Below are 16,160 nucleotides of genomic sequence, written 5' to 3' on the forward strand. Positions count from 1 at the left end.
CCGGATCACGCCCCCTTCGACTGACCGCCGACGGCCGGGGTGTCCTTGTACGTGCCCTTCATCGCGTCCAGCTCGGCCCTCAGCGACTCGTCGGGCTTCGCCAGGTCGTGTCCTGAGGAGGCGAGAAGCCCTCCCAGGGACGTGCAGCGCTTGCGGACCTTCTCCACGTACGTGTTCCAGGAGGTGTACAGCTCCTGCTGAGCCGCCGCGCTCCGGCAGCCGGCCGCGTCGCCCAACTCCTCCTGCCCGTCCTTGAGTTTCGTCAGCGCGGAACCGATCGGTACGGCGAGGCCCTTCGTGTCCTCGCCCGCCTGGGCCCATGCCCTTTTGCTCGTCCTCAGGTCCGCCGACGTGCCGGGCCCGGCCGGCCCGCCCCCCGAGCCATCGGCCTGATAGTGATTCAACTGCATGTGCGCAGACGTCACTGCGTCCTCCCCGTGTGTCCCCTGTCCCCTGGGGCCCGGCCCCGCCTCCGGGTTGGCCGAGCCCGTACACGCGTGCCATCATTCCCGGTTTCCACATGCAATCAAGCGGCTTTGTGTAACAGGCTGTTGGCGACGCACGCCGGATGTCACGGCCGCGCCGTGGGCGGCGACGGGCAGACTGGGGGCATGACCCTGCGCTTCTACCAGCTCGCCGTCGATGCCCACGATCCGCCCGCCCAGGCCCGCTTCTGGTGCGCCGCCCTGGACTGGCGGGTGCTCTACGAGGACGAGGACGAGATCGTCATCGGTGCCGACGAGAACGCACTGCCCGGTATCTGCTTCCTGCCCGTGCCCGAGGACAAGGCGGTCAAGAACCGGCTGCACATCGACCTGAGCCCGGACGACCAGGCCGCCGAGGTCGAGCGGCTGATCGGGCTCGGTGCCCGGCGCATCGAGGTCGGCCAGCCATCGGACGTGACGTGGGTGGTGCTGGCCGACCCGGAGGGCAACGAGTTCTGCGTACTGCGTCCGAAGAGGACGCTCACCGACTGAGCCGGCGTGCCGGGGTCGCTACGCCATGCGCTGCGGCGGCCCCGGCGAGCGCCGTGGCCGGCTTCCCGGGGACTCCCGCGTGCGCGGGCAGCCGTTGCGTACACTTGTACACATGGGATACGGACTGCTCGCCGCGGCCATCGCGGCGGAGGTGGCGGGAACGACCGCCATGAAATACAGCGAGGGATTCACCCGGCTCTGGCCCTCGCTGATCACCCTCGCCGGCTATCTGCTGGCCTTCTCCCTGCTCGCGCAGACGCTGAAGACCCTGTCCGTCGGCACCGCCTACGCGATCTGGGCGGGCGTCGGCACCGCCGCCGTGGCCCTCATCGGCATGGTCTTCATGGGGGAGTCCGCCAGTCCGCTCAAGGCGGCCGGTGTCCTGCTGGTCATCGCCGGCGTGGTGGTGCTCAACCTGGGCGGGGCGCACTGATGGCCCGGCGGTACGACCCCGAGCGGCGCGACCGGATCATCGACGCGGCGATCCGGGTGGTCGGCGAGCGGGGCATCGCCGGGCTCAGCCACCGCTCCGTCGCCGCCGAGGCCGATGTGCCGCTCGGCTCGACGACGTACCACTTCGCCTCGCTCGACGAGCTGCTGATCGCCGCCCTGCGCCGGACCAACGAGAACTTCGCCGCCGTCCTGCGCGAGAGCCCTGCCCTCGCCGACCCGGACGCGGACCTCGCCGCCGAACTCGCCCGGCTGCTCGGGGAGTTCTTCGCGGGCGGGCGGGGCCGGGCCGAGCTGGAGTACGAACTGTATCTCGCGGCCCTGCGCAGGCCCGCGCTGCGCCCGGTCGCCGCCGAGTGGACCGACGGCGTGACCGCCCTGCTCCAGCCGCGCACCGGCCCGGCCACCGCACGCGCCCTGGTCGCCCTGATGGACGGCATCTGCATCCAGGTTCTGCTCACCGGGGGCGCGTACGACGAGGCGTACGCGCGCGAGATGCTGGGCCGGGTCGCGGGCTGAGGGGCCGTCAGCGCCGGGGCGGCTCCGCGAACCAGCGGACGATGCGCGGGGTGGCCGCCACGTTGGACCCCAGGTGGCGCGAGCCGTGGTAGTCGGCCGTGCCGAGGTCCGTGACCGGGGCGTGCACCCCGTTCCCGGCGAACGCCGCGCGGCAGCTTTCCGTGTTCTCGGTCGTCGCCTGCTCGTCGCCGGATGCCATGTAGAGGCGGACCGGGGCGCGCGGGGCCCAGTCCGCGCAGACCGCGTCGGTGATCCGCAGCGCCTCGGCCAGGGAGCCCGTCGGGTGCGTGAGCAAGCCGCGGCCGTGCTCGGTCAGCAGATCGTCCAGCGTCCCCGGGGTGCCGGCCATCAGCTCCTGGCCGGTGTGCGCGCCGTCGAAGAGGGCCTCCACCGTGCCGGCGTACGGCTCCCGGAACACCTCGGCCGGCTCCTCGTAGACCACGTGCAGACGGTTGAAGGCGACCAGAGTGTAAGCGGCGTAGACGACGCTCGACTTGGGGTCCAGCTCGCCCGCGAGGAGCGCGCGCAGCTCCGCGCCTCCGAAGTCGTACGCCCCGCTGACCGGCGCGAGCGCGCCGAGCCGGAACCAGTGGTCCTCACCCGCCTGGAGCGCACGGCCGAGCCCGAGGGCCGCCGACGCCCCCTGCGAGAAGCCGGTGACCATGACCTCGCGGTCCAGGACGTGTCCGGTGCGGGGCGCGAAGGCGCGGGCGGCCCGGAGCATGTCCAGCGATGCCGTGGTCTCGGAGCCGATGTCCATCCAGGGGTGGAGGCCCGGACCAGTGCCCATGCCGAGGTAGTCGGGCGCGACCGCGAAGGACCCGGCCGAGGCGTGCGCGATCACCGGCGCCGAGACGAACGCGGCGCGCTGGGCGGACGGCGCGTCGTCCTTGTGGCTGCCGGTGCCGTGGGCGAAGGAGACGGCGCGCAACCGGGGTGCGCCGCGCAGGGGCACGGCGACGAGGCCGCTCGCCGTGGTGGGGAGGCCGCGGGCGTCGACGGTCCGGTAGACGAGGCGGTAGGCGGCGACGCCGTACCGGACGGTGTCCGCGCCGAACCCGGCCGCGGTCAGGTCGGCGGTGACGGCCCGCGGTGTGGTCAGGGTGTACAGCCGCTCGGCGGAGACCAGGGTGCCCCGCCCCGCCGCCTCGGCGGGCGCGGGGGAGGTGGGCGCCGGGGCGGCCAGGGCGGCCGGGCCGCTCAGCAGCAGCCCGCAGCAGGTGGCTGCCGCCACGGCCCGCAGGAGCGCGCGGGAGCGGCGGGCGGGGAAGGCGGGCGAGGGGGCGGATGCGGTCATGGAGCTCTCCAACTCAGGTGCTTTCTCGACCACTTGAGCGTTCCGCCCCAGGCGTCCGCGCGCATTGGCGTGCGCCCCCGCCCTCGTCCGGGGGCTGTCCCCCTCATCAGTCAGCGGCTGTCCGCACCCTCCACCGCCGCCAGGGCGGCCCGCACGCTGTCCTCGATGTCCGTGACCGGGTACAGCACCTCGCGGACCGTACGGTCCCGGTCCACCACCAGGGTCAGCCGCTTGGCCCGGACGACTCCGCCGGCGCGGAACGTCGGGAGCCGCAGCGCGGCGGTCAGTTCCAGCTCCGCGTCCGACAGGAGCGGGAAGCGCAGCCGCTCCGCCTCGGCGAACGCCGCCTGCTCGTCCGGGCGTTGCGTGGAGAGGCCGTGCACGCTCGCGCCCGCCGCCGTGAAGTCGGCCAGCCGGTCGCGGTAGGTGCACGATTCGAGCGTGCAGCCGCGGGCGCCGGGAATGCCGGACCGGCCCGGCGGACAGGACTCCTGGCGGGCGTAGGCGCCGGGGAAGAAGTACAGGACGGTGTACGGGGTGTCCGCCACCGGGTCCCGGCGGCCGCCGCCCGCCCCCGGCAGGGTCGGGTCCCGCGCGCCGCTGGCCATCGTCGGCACCGGGCTGCTGCTGGTCGGGGCCGGGTACGCGCTGCTGATCCCCGGCGCCGGTGCCGCGTTCGCCGTCCTGATGATGGTCGCCCTCACCCTCGGCGAGATCCTCTACAAGACCACGGCCACGGCGTACGTCGCCGACCAGGCGCCCGCGCACGCGCAGGGCCGGTTCCAGAGCCTGTACGCGGGCGCCTCGATCAGCGGCCAGGTCCTGGCTCCGCCGCTGGGGGGCGCCCTGTACGCCCCCGCCCCCGCCCTGCTCTGGCCCCTCTGCGCGGTCCTGGCGTGTTGGCCGGGGGCGCGGTGCTCGCCGCGCGGCGGCTGCCCGGGCCCGGCGGGGCGCACCCGGCGGTGCAGGGCTCCCTCCCGGCGGTGCAGGGCTCCCTCCCGGCGGTGCACGCCTCGCGGTCCGCCGGCTTCGCGGTTCGCCGGCTCCGCAGCCCGCCGGCTCCGCGGCGCGACGCCCGGACGCTGAGACCGGTTCGCCCGCGCGGCCCCGCTCCGGTTAGGTTTCTGGTCATGACCGACACGACTTCCACCCGCACCACCGGCGCCGTCGCCGCCGGCCTCGCCACCATCGCCGGCGACGGTTCCGTCCTCGACACCTGGTTCCCCGCGCCCGAGCTCACCGCCGAGCCCGGCCCCGCCGGAACCGAGCGGCTCGGCCCCGACCGGGCCGTCGACCTGCTCGGCGAGGGCGCCGCCAAGGCCATCGGCGTGGACGCCCGCCGCGGCGTCGAGGTCGTCGCCGTGCGCACGGTCATCGCCTCGCTCGACGACAAGCCGCTCGACGCCCACGACGCGTACCTGCGCCTGCACCTGCTCTCGCACCGCCTGGTCCAGCCGCACGGGCAGAACCTCGACGGTCTCTTCGGCCTCCTCACCAACGTGGCCTGGACCTCGCTCGGCCCGGTCGCCGTCGACGACCTGGAGAAGGTGCGGCTCAACGCCCGCGCCGAGGGCCTGCACCTCCAGGTCACCTCCGTGGACAAGTTCCCGCGCATGACGGACTACGTGGCGCCGAAGGGCGTACGGATCGCGGACGCCGACCGGGTGCGGCTCGGCGCGCACCTCGCCTCCGGCACGACCGTCATGCACGAGGGCTTCGTCAACTTCAACGCCGGCACGCTCGGCACGTCGATGGTCGAGGGCCGCATCTCCGCCGGCGTCGTCATCGGTGACGGCTCGGACATCGGAGGCGGCGCCTCCACGATGGGCACGCTCTCCGGCGGCGGCAAGGAGCGCATCGTGATCGGCGAGCGCTGCCTGGTCGGCGCGGAGGCCGGCGTCGGCATCGCGCTGGGCGACGAGTGCGTCGTCGAGGCCGGTCTGTACGTCACCGCCGGCACCCGCGTCACCATGCCGGACGGCCAGGTGGTCAAGGCCCGCGAGCTCTCCGGCGCCTCGAACATCCTCTTCCGCCGCAACTCGGTCACCGGAGCCGTCGAGGCCCGCCCGAACAACGCGGTCTGGGACGGCCTCAACGACGTCCTGCACAGCAACGACTGAGCCTCGCGCCTTCTTCCGCGGCAACGGCTAAGCCGGGGCGAGGAGTTCCTCGTACGCCGCACGCAGCCCGTCGGACGCCTCGCGCCCGGCGGGCTGCAGCGGTTCGCGCACCGGCCCCGCGGCCAGCAGCGCCTTCGCGGTCACCGTGCCCGGCAGTCCGGACGCCATCATCAGCGCCGTCAGCGGGGCGAGCCGCGCGTTGAGCCGGGCGGCCCCGGCGGTGTCCCCGGCGTCGAAGGCGTCCAGCACCGCCCGCATCCGGCCGGGCACCACGTTGGCGACCGTGCTGACGTATCCCGCCCCGCCCACCGCGTACAGCGGCAGGTTCAGCTCCTCGCAGCCCGAGTAGTACGCGAGCCCGCCGGCCGCGATCACCCGGGTCGCCGCCGGCAGGTCCTGCGAGCAGTCCTTCACGGCCACGATGCGCGGGTGCTCCGCCAGCCGCAGCATCGTCTCCGGCTCGATGCGGGTGCCGGTGCGGCCCGGGATGTCGTACAGCATCACCGGCAGGCCCGCCGCGTCGGCGACCCGCCGGAAGTGCGCCTCCACGGCCGCCTGCGGGGGCCTGCTGTAGTACGGGGTCACCACCAGGAGCCCGTCCGCGCCCGCCTGTTCGGCCTGGCGCGCCAGCCCGATCGTGTGCTGGGTGTCCGAGGTGCCGACGCCCGCGACCAGCGGCACGTCCGGGCCGACCGCCTCCCGTACCGCGCGCAGCAGTTCCGCCTTCTCCGCGTCGGACGTGGTAGGGGACTCGCCGGTGGTGCCGCTGAGCACCAGCCCGTCGCAGCCGCCCGCGACCAGGGCGGCGGCGTGCGCGGCCGCCGCCTCCGGGTCGAGGGCGCCGTCGGCGGTGAACGGGGTGATCATGGCGCAGAGGGCGCGGCCGAAGGGGCGGGGGCGGGCAGGTGCGGAAGGCGTCATTCCCGCAGTCTCGGCCCGTTGGACCGTGAAGGTCCACTTAGATCTGCTGCGGGTGAAGGTGAAGCGATGCTCAAAGGTGGGTGGGGCCGGGATCTCACGGCGCCCGCGGGCGCCGTGCGGGCGAGCTCGACATCCTCGTGGCTTGCGGCGAGGCGTGGGAGCGGTGCGCGTCCGTCCGGCTCCGGTCGGCGAGTCCGGCACCGACGCCCCCGTCCGGCGTGGGGCAGAACCCCGGCCGGGCGCCGGGAGCCTTGCCCGCATTCCGGTCGGCACGCGGCGGAATGCGTCTACGCTTAGGGTCTGTTCCCGGGAGTCACCCCGCCCCGTCGCACGTGCCGGGCGGATGGCGAGCCCCGTGGGACACGTCCTGAGCCGCCCGGCCCGTATCCGGCCCGGCGACCGAAACCCGTACGTTCCGAGGAGACCCCCTGATGTCCGCAGAGCGCCCGACCCTGCCGCCGGTCCGGCTGCACACCGAGGCCGAGCTGGCACGGGACGCGCTTGCCGCGCCGCTGCTCGCCCGCGCCGCACGGCTCGCCCGCTGGGCCGGCCCGGACACCAGGGTCGGGGCCGGCGGCGAACTCGTCGACGCGCAACTGCCCGCCGCCGCCGAGCACCTCGGCCTCACTCCGGACGAGGACGGCGCGGCGGAGGCCAGCGAGGCATGGCGGCTGGCCGTCGACACCGGGCTCGTCGACATCGAGGACCCGGCCCCGGAGGCGGGGGACCTGGAGGGCGGCTTCGACGAGGACGACGAGACCGGGGGCGACGAGGTGCTGGGGACCGTCACCGCGGGCGAGAACCTCGCGCTGCTGACCGGCGGTTCACCGGCGGACGTCCTGGCGATCTGGCTCGACGGCCTGGAGGCCGCGTACGCCGACGCCACCGCGCCCGCCTTCGACGACTTCGCCGACCTCGTGGGCGAGGACGGCTCGATCGACTTCGACGCGCTCGACTGGGACCCGGAGACCGAGGCGGAGTTCCTGGACGGCGTCCTCGGCAACCTCTACCTGCTCACCGTCGGCGAGGGGGCGGACGGCGCGCCCGTGCCGCTGCCCGCGCTCGCCGCCTCGATGATCGTCCCCGACGACATGGGCGAGCCCACCGACGACGTGCTGGAGCAGGTCTCGGACGCGATGATGCGCCTGGACGACCAGTTCCGGGTGCTCGAACCCATCGGCATCGTCGAATACCAGCCGCTGGACGAGGCGTTGCTCGTCGAGGAGGGCGAGGGCGCCGAGCCCCCCGCCGACGAGGAGGACGTCACCCGCTACGGCATGGTCCGGCTGACCCCCCTCGGTCTCTACGGCATCCGCGCCCGCATGCTGGAGGCCGGGGTGGACGCCCCGGCGGTCGGCGACCTCGTGGACAAGGGCGCCGACGTGCTCCTCGGCGGCGTCGCCCACTACCCGGAGGCCGCGGCCCGCGCCGAGATCCAGCTGTGGCTGGCCCGCCGTGGCTTTGACGGCGCCGCCGCCGAACTCCTGGACGCGGCCCGGGGGGCGGACCCCCTGGCCCCGCTGCGCCGGCTGCACTGCCAGCAGGCGCTCGCCCTGGTCGGCGCGGAGGCCGAACCCGCCGTGCGCGCGGTGCTCGACGACCCGGAGCTCGGCGGCCTGGCCCGGGTCTGGCTCGCCGAGCGGGGCGCGGACGGGGTCCCCGCACCCTCGGAGGCGATGATCTTCTGGCTCGCCATCGACACGATCGCGGCCCAGCTGGAGGCGGACGGCGACCTCGACGAACTCCAGGGCCTGGTCGAGGGCCTGTCCGGCCAGCACAGCGGCTTCTTCGACGAGGCATGGCGCGTCGACCACCCGGCGACCGCGGACGTCCTGGAGGTGATGGGGCGGCTGCACAGCGACAAGAAGCAGGCCAAGGACGCCCGCAAGGCCGCGTTCAAGGCACGCTCGCGCGCCGGTTCGGCCGACTGAGCAGGCGTACCGCGGAGATGCCACGGGCGGGCGGCCGGGCACGGGCCGCCCGCCCGTGGCCGATGTTCAACGAAAGGACCGCCCCGAAGTCGTCGCGGGTTCAACTGTTGTTGGGGAACGGACGGAACGGTGAGCCCGTCAACAGCACGCCCCCGCAGCACCAGGAGTACGTGATGGCCTTCACGCGCAGGGAATTCACCAGACAGTCCGCCCTCACCGGCGCCGGCATCGCCCTCACCGGAACCGTCGCCGCGCTGGCCACCGCGCCCGGTGCCCTCGCCGCCGGGGACCCGAAGCACGGCCACGACGACCACGACGGCCACGGTCACGACCACGACGGCCACGGGCACGGGCACGAGCCCGGCTACGGGCCGCTGCGCCCCGACCCCGAGGGCATACTCGCGCTGCCCGCCGGATTCTCGTACCGGATCATCACGCGCTGCGGGGTCACCAAGCTGGAGAGCGGCGAGTACACGCCCTCCAACCACGACGGCACGGCCGCCTTCGAGGGCCCGCGCGGGGTGACCCTGCTGGTGAACAACCACGAGCTGAGCGGCACCCGGGCCGGCTGGGAGCACCCCGTGCCCCTCACCGAGGGCCTCGTCTACGACCCGGTCGCCGCGGGGGGCTGCACCGTCGTCGAGACCCGCCGCGACGGCCGCACCGCCGAGTGGGTCGGCATCGCCGGCACCTCCACCAACTGCGCCGGCGGCGCCACCCCGTGGGACACCTGGCTCACCTGCGAGGAGACCGAGGACAAGGCCGGCAAGAACGGCCTGCTCAAGGACCACGGCTACGTCTTCGAGGTCGACCCGTACGACAAGCGCGCCAACCGCTCCCCGCGCCCCATCAAGGCCTTCGGCCGGTACGCGCACGAGGCGGTCGTCATCGACCCCAAGCAGGGGCACGCCTACCTCACCGAGGACGCCTCGGGGCCCAACGGCCTCCTCTACCGCTGGGTCCCGCCGCACGGCTTCCGGCACGGCCGCGGCAAGCTGCGCACCCTCGCCGACGACGCGGGCGTGCTCCAGGCGTTCAAGTGCTTCGACAAGAACGGGAAGTTCGTCGACGACCTCTCCCGGGCCACGAAGACCGGCACCGTGTACGGCGTGGACTGGGTCGACGTGCCGGACCGCGACGCCAAGTCCGTCTCGGTGCGCAAGCAGTTCGCCGACAACGAGATCACCCGCGCCCGCAAGCTGGAGGGCATGTGGTGGAGCGACGGCGGCGCGTACATCGTGTCCTCCTTCGCCCGGAGCGAGAGCCCCGTCCAGCACGACGGCCAGGTCTGGTTCTACGACCCGAAGCGCCGCACGCTGACCCTGAAGGTGCTTCTCGGCGTCAACCCCGACCCGTCGAAGGACGGCGCCTTCGACGGCCCGGACAACATCACCGTCTCGCCGTACGGCGGCCTGGTCATCTCCGAGGACGGCGAGGGCGTCCAGCACCTCTTCGGGGCGACGGAGAGCGGCCGCACCTACCCGATCGCGCGCAACGAGCTGAACATCGGCAGCGAGGAAGAGCCGGAGTACAGCGAGTTCACCGGGGTCACGTTCTCGCCGGACGGCAGGACGCTGTTCGCCAACATCCAGACCCCGGGGATCATGGTCGCCATCACCGGTCCGTGGAAGCGGCAGCCCAACCGTTAGCGGCGGGGCATGGCGCCGGGCGCCTCCGGGGCGCATACTCGACGTAATGAAACAGTCAGCCGGCTCCCGGCGCCACCTGCCGTCCAGTCCCTTCAACCGCCCGGCCCAGGCGGCCCCACCGGTCGAGTTGTTCGATGTGGGTGACCGGGTCTCGCACGACCAGTTCGGTCTCGGCCGCGTCCTCGCCGTCGAGGGCGACAACGACGCGGTACTCATCGACTTCTCGGGCCGCCAGGGGAGAATCCTGAGCCCGTACTCCAAGCTGACGAAGCTCTGAGGCCGATCGTCAGGGGCCGTCCGCATCCGTGCGCGGGCGGCCCCTGACGCATGCGCGCCTACAGGGCCTGGGCGGCGGGCTTGACCATGCCCCGGACGGTCCGCGACTTCACGAAGTCGCCCATCGCGGTCATCTCCCACTCCCCGGAGAACTGCTTGATCAGCTTGGCCATCATCACGCCGGTCTGCGGCTCCGCCCCGGTCAGGTCGAAGCGGACCAGCTCCTCGTCGGTGGCGGCGTCGACCAGTCGGCAGTAGGCCTTGGACACGTCGGTGAACTTCTGTCCCGTGAACGAGTTGACCGTGAAGACCAGGCCGGTCGCCTCCGGGGGAATCCGGCCCAGGTCCACGACGATCACCTCGTCGTCCCCCGCGCCCTCGCCGGTGAGGTTGTCCCCGGAGTGCTTGATCGCGCCGTTCAGGATGGACAGCCTGCCGAAGTAGCAGCTGTCCAGGTGGTTGCGCTGGGGGCCGTACGCGATGACCGAGGCGTCCAGGTCGATGTCCTTGCCGCGGAAGGCGGGCTCCCAGCCGAGGCCCATCTTGACCTGGGAGAGCAGCGGCCGGCCCGCCTTGACCAGCGAGACGGTCTCGTTCTTCCGGAGGCTGACCCGGCCCTTGTCGAGGTTGATCCGGCCCGGCGCGGGCGGTGCCGCGGGCGCCGGAGGGGCGCTCGGCGCGGGGGGAGCGATGCGCGGGTCCACCGGGGCGGCGACGGGCGGCGGGGGCGCGGGGGCGGTGACCGGTGCCGGGGGAGCCGGCGCGGCGGCCGGGGCCTCGTCGACCGAGACGCCGAAGTCGGTGGCGATGCCGGCCAGCCCGTTCGTATAGCCCTGGCCGACCGCGCGGACCTTCCAGGCGCCGCCGCGCCGGTAGACCTCCATGACCACGAGCGCGGTCTCGGCGCCCAGCCGGGGAGGGGTGAAGGACGCGAGCACGCTGCCGTTGTCCGCGTCGCGCACGGTGGCGGTCGGCTCGATGCCCTGGAAGGTCTGGCCGGCGGCGTCCGGGCTCGCCGTGACGACGATCTTCTCGATGCCCGCGGGCACCGAGGCGGTGTCCACGACGACGGAGTCCGGCGCGCTGCCGCCGCCGGAGCGGTAGCTCACCCCGGGGCCCGAGGGCTGGTTGTAGAAGATGAAGTCGTCGTCGGAGCGGACCTTGCCGTCGGCGGTGAGCAGCAGGCCCGACACGTCGAGCCGCACGGGCGCCGCGACGTCCACCGCCACGCGGACGGCGGTGAGGGAGAGGTTCGAGCCAGGTGTCATAGCGGTCATGTCCGGATGAACGAACGACCCGGCTTTGCCGTTCCCTTACCTTTCGAAGGGTTCGCCCGTACGGCGGAGGCTTCCGTGCCGCACCCGGGGCCGGCCCCGCCAGCGGTTGCGCGGGTGATCGCGCGCGGTGCGCTCGTCGCCGTGCTTGTACGCCCCCGTCCAGCGGGCCGTCACCGGCCGGGCGTCGCCCGCCTCCACCTCGGCCGGGAACTTCTCCGCCCGGCCGCCGCGCAGGGTGCCCGCCGGGCGGCCGTGGTGGGTGAGGGTGACGCCCGCGTCGCCGTGCTGCTCGTACCCGAATCCCGAAGGTCTCGTCATGGCCGCATCCTGCCGCCCCGGCGCGTGCCGGGACGACGGCTTTTCCGCGGCCTCAGTACGGCCAGACCGGCGGGTTGGTGCAGAAGTGGCCGCCGAGGTGCGCGTGGTCCGGGTTGTCCGGGTCCAGCTCGCCCTGTTCCGCGATGAGCTTCGCCGCGTACGGCTCCGAGTCGTCCTGCGGGTCGTAGCCCAGCGCCCGGGCGGAGCTCAGGTCCCACCACAGCCGGGTGTTGTCCGACGAGCCGTTCACTACGGTGTGCCCCACGTTCTCGGCGGTGAGCGCGGCGTCGAACAGCCGGGCGCCGTCGGCGGGGCTCATCCACACCGACAGCATCCGTACGGACGTCGGCTCGGGGAAGCAGGAGCCGATGCGGACGGACACCGTCTCCATGCCGTGCCGGTCCCAGTACAGCTGGGCGAGGTCCTCGCCGAACGACTTGGACAGCCCGTAGAAGGTGTCGGGGCGGCGCGGGGTGTCCACCGGGATCAGCGGGTCGCCCGGGCGCGGGCGCGGGGTGAATCCCACCGCGTGGTTGGACGAGGCGAACACGACACGCCGGACGCCGGCCTCCCGCGCGGCCTCGTACAGGTTGTACGTGCCCTCGATGTTCGCCTTGAGGATCTTGTCGAACGGGGCTTCCAGGGAGATGCCCGCGAGGTGGATGATCGCGTCGACCCCCGCCACGGCCTCGCGCAGGGCGTCCGTGTCTCCGAGGTCGGCGGTGATCGCGTCCGGCTCGCCCTCGATCGGCACCATGTCGAACAGGCGCAGCGCGTAGCCGTGGGCGGGCAGCAGCTCGCGCATCAGAGTGCCGAGGCCGCCGGCGGCGCCGGTGAGCAGGACGGTGCGGGGCGTTGGGGCGGGCATGCGGGTCTCCTCTTGGATCAGGTTCACATGCGTGGACAAGGTATGTGGGGGGTGAGGGGCCGTCAAGGGGCGCGGGCAAAGCGCACCTGTCCGGCGATCGAGGGCAAAGGCCCCGCAATGGACTGCGGTCCTCGCGCCTTGACCCCGGCGCGCCCCGCGCCCTAGCGTGGATGCGTTCACGAATATGGACATCAATCAGAAATGCGCACGCCTCAGGAGGCGCCCGTGAGCTCAGACCCGCTTGCCGCCCGGCTCACCGCCGTTGCCGGGCCGCTCTTCTTCCCCGTCACCGCGTACGACGCGGCCGGCTCCGTCGACGTGGACGTCTTCCGGGCGCACGTCCGCCGGGGCATCGACGCAGGCGCGGCGGCGGTCTTCGCGTGCTGCGGTACGGGAGAGTTCCACGCCCTGACACCGGAGGAGTTCCGGCTCGTCGTGGCCGCCGCGGTGGAGGAGACCGCCGGGCAGGTGCCGGTCGTCGCGGGTGCCGGGTACGGCACCGCGCTGGCCGTCCGGTTCGCGGAACTCGCCGAGGAGGCCGGTGCGGACGGGCTGCTGGCCATGCCCCCGTACCTGGTCCACGCCGGTCAGGAAGGGCTGCTGGCGCACTACACGGCGCTGGCCGGGGCCACCGGCCTGGAGACGATCGTCTACCAGCGCGACAACGCCGTCTTCACGCCCGCGACCGTGCTCGCGCTGGCCCGGACCCCCGGGATCATCGGCCTCAAGGACGGCTACGGCGACCTGGACCTGATGCAGCGCATCGTCAGCGCGGTGCGCACCGGGCTGACGGGGGAGGACTTCCTCTACTTCAACGGGCTGCCCACCGCGGAACTCACCGGCCTCGCCTACCGCGGCATCGGCGTCACGCTGTACTCGTCGGCCGTCTTCGCCTTCGCCCCCGACATCGCGCTCGCCTTCTACCGGGCCCTGGACTCCGGCGACGACGGGCTGGTGAACGCGCTGCTCGACGCGTTCTACCGGCCGCTCGTCGAGCTGCGGGCCCAGGGGCGCGGCTACGCGGTGTCGCTGGTCAAGGCGGGGGTCAGGCTCCAGGGGCTGGACGTCGGAGAGGTGCGCAGCCCGCTCACCGAGCCGCCGGCCGCGCACATCGAGGAGCTGGCGGAGATCATCGCGAGCGGCCGCGCCCTGCTGGAACGGCACGGAGCGAGGGGGCGCGGATGAGGACGTCCGCCCTCCTCTACCCCTGGGACGTCGTCGGGGACCCCGACGCCCCCGCCCGCATCGCGGACCTGGGCGTCCGGCAGGTGACGCTCGCCGCCGCCTACCACTCGACGCGGGCGCTGACCCCGCGTCATCCCGCCCGCCGCATCGTCACGGCCGAGCACGCGGCGGTGCTGTACCCGCCGGACGCGAACCGGTGGGCGGGGCGGGCGCTGCGTCCGTACCGGCAGGCGTGGATCGCGTCGGACGACGCCTTCGCCGAGGCGGCCGACGCGCTGGCCGCGGCCGGTCTCGACGTGCACAGCTGGGTGGTGCTCGCGCACAACTCCCGGCTCGGCGCGGAGCATCCGGGGACCTCGGTGGTCAACGCCTACGGGGACCGCTACCCGTGGGCGCCCTGCATCGCCCGGCCGGAGGTCCGCGCGTATCTGGTGGACCTGGCGGCGGAGGCGGCGGTACGCGACGGGGCGCGGGGCACCGAGCTGGAGTCCTGCGGCTGGTACGGCTTCGCCCATCTGCACGCCCACGACAAGGTGGCGGGCGTCGGGCTCGGGGACGCGGCGCAGTACCTGATGTCGCTGTGCTTCTGCGTCGTCTGCCGGGCCGGTTACGCCGGGCAGGGCCTCGACGCCGAGGAGCTCGGCGCGGCCGTGCGCCGCGCGCTGGAGCCGGTCTGGGCCGGGAGCGGGGCGCCGGACGCCGGCTGGGACGCGGTCGGGAAGCTGCTCGGCGCCGGCCTCGCCGAGGCCACGCTGCGGTGGCGCACGGAGGCGGCGCGAGGCCTCCAGGAAGCGGTGACCGGCGCGGTGCGGGCGGCGGCGCCGCCGGGCTTCCAGGTGCTGCTGCACGCCGACCCCGCCCCGTACCGCTGCGGCGCGAACGTGGGCGTCGACCCCGGGCACATCCTGTCCGTGGCGGACGGGGTGGTGCTGCCGTGCACCGGTACGGACGCGGCGCGGGAGGCGGTGCTCGGGCCGTTCGCCGGGGGTGACGGGGTCATCGCGGCCAACCTCACCGTGGTGCGGGGCATGGGCGGCAGCCCGGACACGCTGGAACGGGACGCCGCGCACGCCGCCTCGCTCGGCGCGAACCAACTGCGCCTGTACCACGCGGGGCTGGCCTCGGACCCGGACCTCGCAGCCGTCGCCGGGGCGCTCTCCCGCCTCGGCTGAGACGGGCGGGCCGGCGGGAGCCACTGGTTCCCGCCGGCCCGTCGCACCACCAGGACCGCGAACGGCGGCCACACACGCCCCGCCGGTCCACCGCCCCGAGCACCGGCCGAGGGTCGCCGACGCGTGCGAGCCCGTCGATGACGTGACCCGGAGTCCGGCCGCCGGGGCCGCCGCCGGAGCCTCGAACCCGCAGGCCACGACCGCCGCGGGGAGCAGTCCGGCCGGGCGGTCCCGCCGTACCGGGTTCGCCGCCCTCACGCCCCTCACACCCTCCTGACCTGCGGCTCCGTCATGCGTCCAGGCCGGCGGGCGAGGCCCGCGCACCGCATCGGGCGGCTGCCGTACGCCGGGCAACTCGCCTGCGTGGCACGGTGATCCGCGTACGGCTCAGGTCCATGTTCCGAAAAGTTCTTTCGTCAGAAGCGTTGACGAAACATTCGCGGCGCCTCTAGCTTCATCGCGTCGTACTCCGTACGTCATATATGAGACGCGATACGCGAGATGTGAGAGCTCTTCCCCCATGACCTTTGCGCCCACCCCGATTCCGTCCCGCACCCAGTACGTGCTGGAGGCGGTCAAGCACGCGATCCTCACCGCGCGACTGAGGCCGGGGCAGGCGCTCGTGGAGACCGAGCTCGCCGCACAGTTCGGGGTCTCCAAGACCCCCGTCCGCGAGGCGCTGAAGACCCTCGCCGGCACCGGACTCGTCGTCATGAGCCAGTACAAGGGCGCCACCGTGCGGCTCGTCGACGCGGCCATGGCCCGCGAGGTGTACGACGTACGGCTGCTGCTCGAACCGGAGGCGCTGCGCCGCTCCATCACCCGCAAGGCGTCGCTCGAAGCGGCGCAGGAGGCCCTGGAGCGGGCGGACTCGGCGGGCGACAAGGCCGACCGGTCGCTCGCCAACCGGGACTTCCACCGCGCGCTCTACCTGCCCTGCGGCAACCCGCTGCTGGCGCGGATGCTCGACGAGGTCCGTGACCAGGCCGCCCTGGTCTCCACGGTCGCCTGGTCGGCCATCCCGTCCTGGGAGCGGGAGGCGGCCGAGCACCGGGAGATCCTGCGGCTCGCGCTCGCCGACGACGCGGACGCGGCGGCCGGCGCCCTGCACGACCACATCGCGTCGTTCGTCCGCCGCGCCTTCCCCGACGACGAGGACGGGGCGGCGTGAACCCGCACACCGAAGAAAGGCCAGTCCGC

16 protein-coding genes and 2 pseudogenes are annotated in these 16,160 nt (G+C 73.8%); 11 read left to right on the forward strand and 7 right to left on the reverse strand.

The features are described 5' to 3' along the window. Positions 1 to 5: 5 nt before the first annotated feature. Entirely contained in the window at positions 6 to 425 is a 420-nt protein-coding gene (locus tag ABZ564_RS28430; protein WP_360861892.1) for a hypothetical protein, read from the reverse strand. 186 nt (positions 426 to 611) lie between these two features. On the opposite strand from ABZ564_RS28430, the gene ABZ564_RS28435 reads away from it, so the two are divergent. The 3 genes from ABZ564_RS28435 to ABZ564_RS28445 all read left to right on the forward strand — a co-directional run bounded on the left by ABZ564_RS28435 (position 612) and on the right by ABZ564_RS28445 (position 1,946). Further along, complete coding sequence (locus ABZ564_RS28435; protein ID WP_360861894.1) at positions 612 to 977, forward strand: VOC family protein; 366 nt, start codon at positions 612 to 614, stop codon at positions 975 to 977. A 112-nt stretch (positions 978 to 1,089) separates the two neighbouring features. Continuing rightward, the gene (locus ABZ564_RS28440) at positions 1,090 to 1,410 is read left to right on the forward strand and encodes a multidrug efflux SMR transporter (protein WP_360861896.1); all 321 of its coding nucleotides are present in this window, start codon (positions 1,090 to 1,092) and stop codon (positions 1,408 to 1,410) included. After that, a complete protein-coding gene (locus ABZ564_RS28445) occupies positions 1,410 to 1,946 on the forward strand; it encodes a TetR family transcriptional regulator (RefSeq protein WP_360861898.1) in 537 nt (178 codons plus the stop codon). Before ABZ564_RS28440 ends, ABZ564_RS28445 begins: the two co-directional genes overlap by 1 nt. 7 nt (positions 1,947 to 1,953) lie before the next feature. Here the strand turns inward: ABZ564_RS28445 and ABZ564_RS28450 are convergent, their stop codons facing one another. After that, entirely contained in the window at positions 1,954 to 3,243 is a 1,290-nt protein-coding gene (locus ABZ564_RS28450) for a lipase (RefSeq protein WP_360861900.1), read from the reverse strand. A 110-nt stretch (positions 3,244 to 3,353) separates the two neighbouring features. Further along, positions 3,354 to 3,824 (reverse strand): annotated as a pseudogene (locus ABZ564_RS28455) (peroxiredoxin); the annotation flags it as partial. A 10-nt stretch (positions 3,825 to 3,834) separates the two neighbouring features. Between ABZ564_RS28455 and ABZ564_RS28460 the strand changes: the two are divergent. Both ABZ564_RS28460 and dapD read left to right on the forward strand, forming a co-directional pair. Further along, positions 3,835 to 4,190 (forward strand): annotated as a pseudogene (locus ABZ564_RS28460) (MFS transporter); the annotation flags it as partial. A 183-nt stretch (positions 4,191 to 4,373) separates the two neighbouring features. After that, positions 4,374 to 5,363, forward strand: a complete 990-nt coding sequence (gene dapD / locus ABZ564_RS28465) for a 2,3,4,5-tetrahydropyridine-2,6-dicarboxylate N-succinyltransferase (protein ID WP_360861941.1) — start codon at positions 4,374 to 4,376, stop codon at positions 5,361 to 5,363. Positions 5,364 to 5,390: 27 nt separating this feature from the next. Here dapD and dapA read toward each other — a convergent pair whose 3' ends face one another. Continuing rightward, positions 5,391 to 6,284: a 4-hydroxy-tetrahydrodipicolinate synthase gene (dapA, locus tag ABZ564_RS28470; protein ID WP_360861902.1), complete on the reverse strand. Its 894-nt coding sequence runs from the start codon at positions 6,282 to 6,284 to the stop codon at positions 5,391 to 5,393. 431 nt (positions 6,285 to 6,715) lie between these two features. Here dapA and ABZ564_RS28475 point away from each other — a divergent pair, with 431 nt between their 5' ends. The 3 genes from ABZ564_RS28475 to ABZ564_RS28485 all read left to right on the forward strand — a co-directional run bounded on the left by ABZ564_RS28475 (position 6,716) and on the right by ABZ564_RS28485 (position 10,141). Further along, positions 6,716 to 8,215 carry a hypothetical protein gene (locus tag ABZ564_RS28475; RefSeq protein WP_360861904.1) on the forward strand — a complete coding sequence of 500 codons (1,500 nt, stop codon included), beginning with the start codon at positions 6,716 to 6,718 and terminating at the stop codon, positions 8,213 to 8,215. A 173-nt stretch (positions 8,216 to 8,388) separates the two neighbouring features. After that, positions 8,389 to 9,864 carry an alkaline phosphatase PhoX gene (locus tag ABZ564_RS28480; RefSeq protein WP_360861906.1) on the forward strand — a complete coding sequence of 492 codons (1,476 nt, stop codon included), beginning with the start codon at positions 8,389 to 8,391 and terminating at the stop codon, positions 9,862 to 9,864. Positions 9,865 to 9,910: 46 nt separating this feature from the next. Beyond that, a complete protein-coding gene (locus ABZ564_RS28485) occupies positions 9,911 to 10,141 on the forward strand; it encodes a hypothetical protein (protein ID WP_037711258.1) in 231 nt (76 codons plus the stop codon). A gap of 58 nt (positions 10,142 to 10,199) precedes the next feature. Here the strand turns inward: ABZ564_RS28485 and ABZ564_RS28490 are convergent, their stop codons facing one another. Genes ABZ564_RS28490 through ABZ564_RS28500 form a run of 3 tightly spaced genes read right to left on the reverse strand, consistent with a single transcriptional unit; the run spans position 10,200 to position 12,603 of the window. After that, a complete protein-coding gene (locus tag ABZ564_RS28490; protein WP_360861909.1) occupies positions 10,200 to 11,417 on the reverse strand; it encodes a TerD family protein in 1,218 nt (405 codons plus the stop codon). Between the two features lie 36 nt (positions 11,418 to 11,453). After that, complete coding sequence (locus ABZ564_RS28495; protein WP_360861911.1) at positions 11,454 to 11,735, reverse strand: hypothetical protein; 282 nt, start codon at positions 11,733 to 11,735, stop codon at positions 11,454 to 11,456. Between the two features lie 52 nt (positions 11,736 to 11,787). Continuing rightward, on the reverse strand, positions 11,788 to 12,603 hold the full coding sequence (locus tag ABZ564_RS28500; protein WP_360861913.1) for an NAD(P)-dependent oxidoreductase: 816 nt from the start codon (positions 12,601 to 12,603) through the stop codon (positions 11,788 to 11,790). 225 nt (positions 12,604 to 12,828) lie between these two features. On the opposite strand from ABZ564_RS28500, the gene ABZ564_RS28505 reads away from it, so the two are divergent. The 3 genes from ABZ564_RS28505 to ABZ564_RS28515 all read left to right on the forward strand — a co-directional run bounded on the left by ABZ564_RS28505 (position 12,829) and on the right by ABZ564_RS28515 (position 16,131). Then, complete coding sequence (locus ABZ564_RS28505; protein ID WP_360861915.1) at positions 12,829 to 13,788, forward strand: 5-dehydro-4-deoxyglucarate dehydratase; 960 nt, start codon at positions 12,829 to 12,831, stop codon at positions 13,786 to 13,788. Beyond that, entirely contained in the window at positions 13,785 to 14,960 is a 1,176-nt protein-coding gene (locus ABZ564_RS28510; RefSeq protein WP_360861917.1) for a hypothetical protein, read from the forward strand. The genes ABZ564_RS28505 and ABZ564_RS28510 overlap by 4 nt, the downstream gene beginning before the upstream one ends. Before the next feature lie 520 nt (positions 14,961 to 15,480). Further along, complete coding sequence (locus ABZ564_RS28515) at positions 15,481 to 16,131, forward strand: GntR family transcriptional regulator (protein WP_360861919.1); 651 nt, start codon at positions 15,481 to 15,483, stop codon at positions 16,129 to 16,131. Positions 16,132 to 16,160 lie beyond the last annotated feature (29 nt).

The sequence above is a fragment of the Streptomyces sp. NPDC019224 genome (assembly GCF_040632605.1).
Lineage (GTDB): Bacteria > Actinomycetota > Actinomycetes > Streptomycetales > Streptomycetaceae > Streptomyces.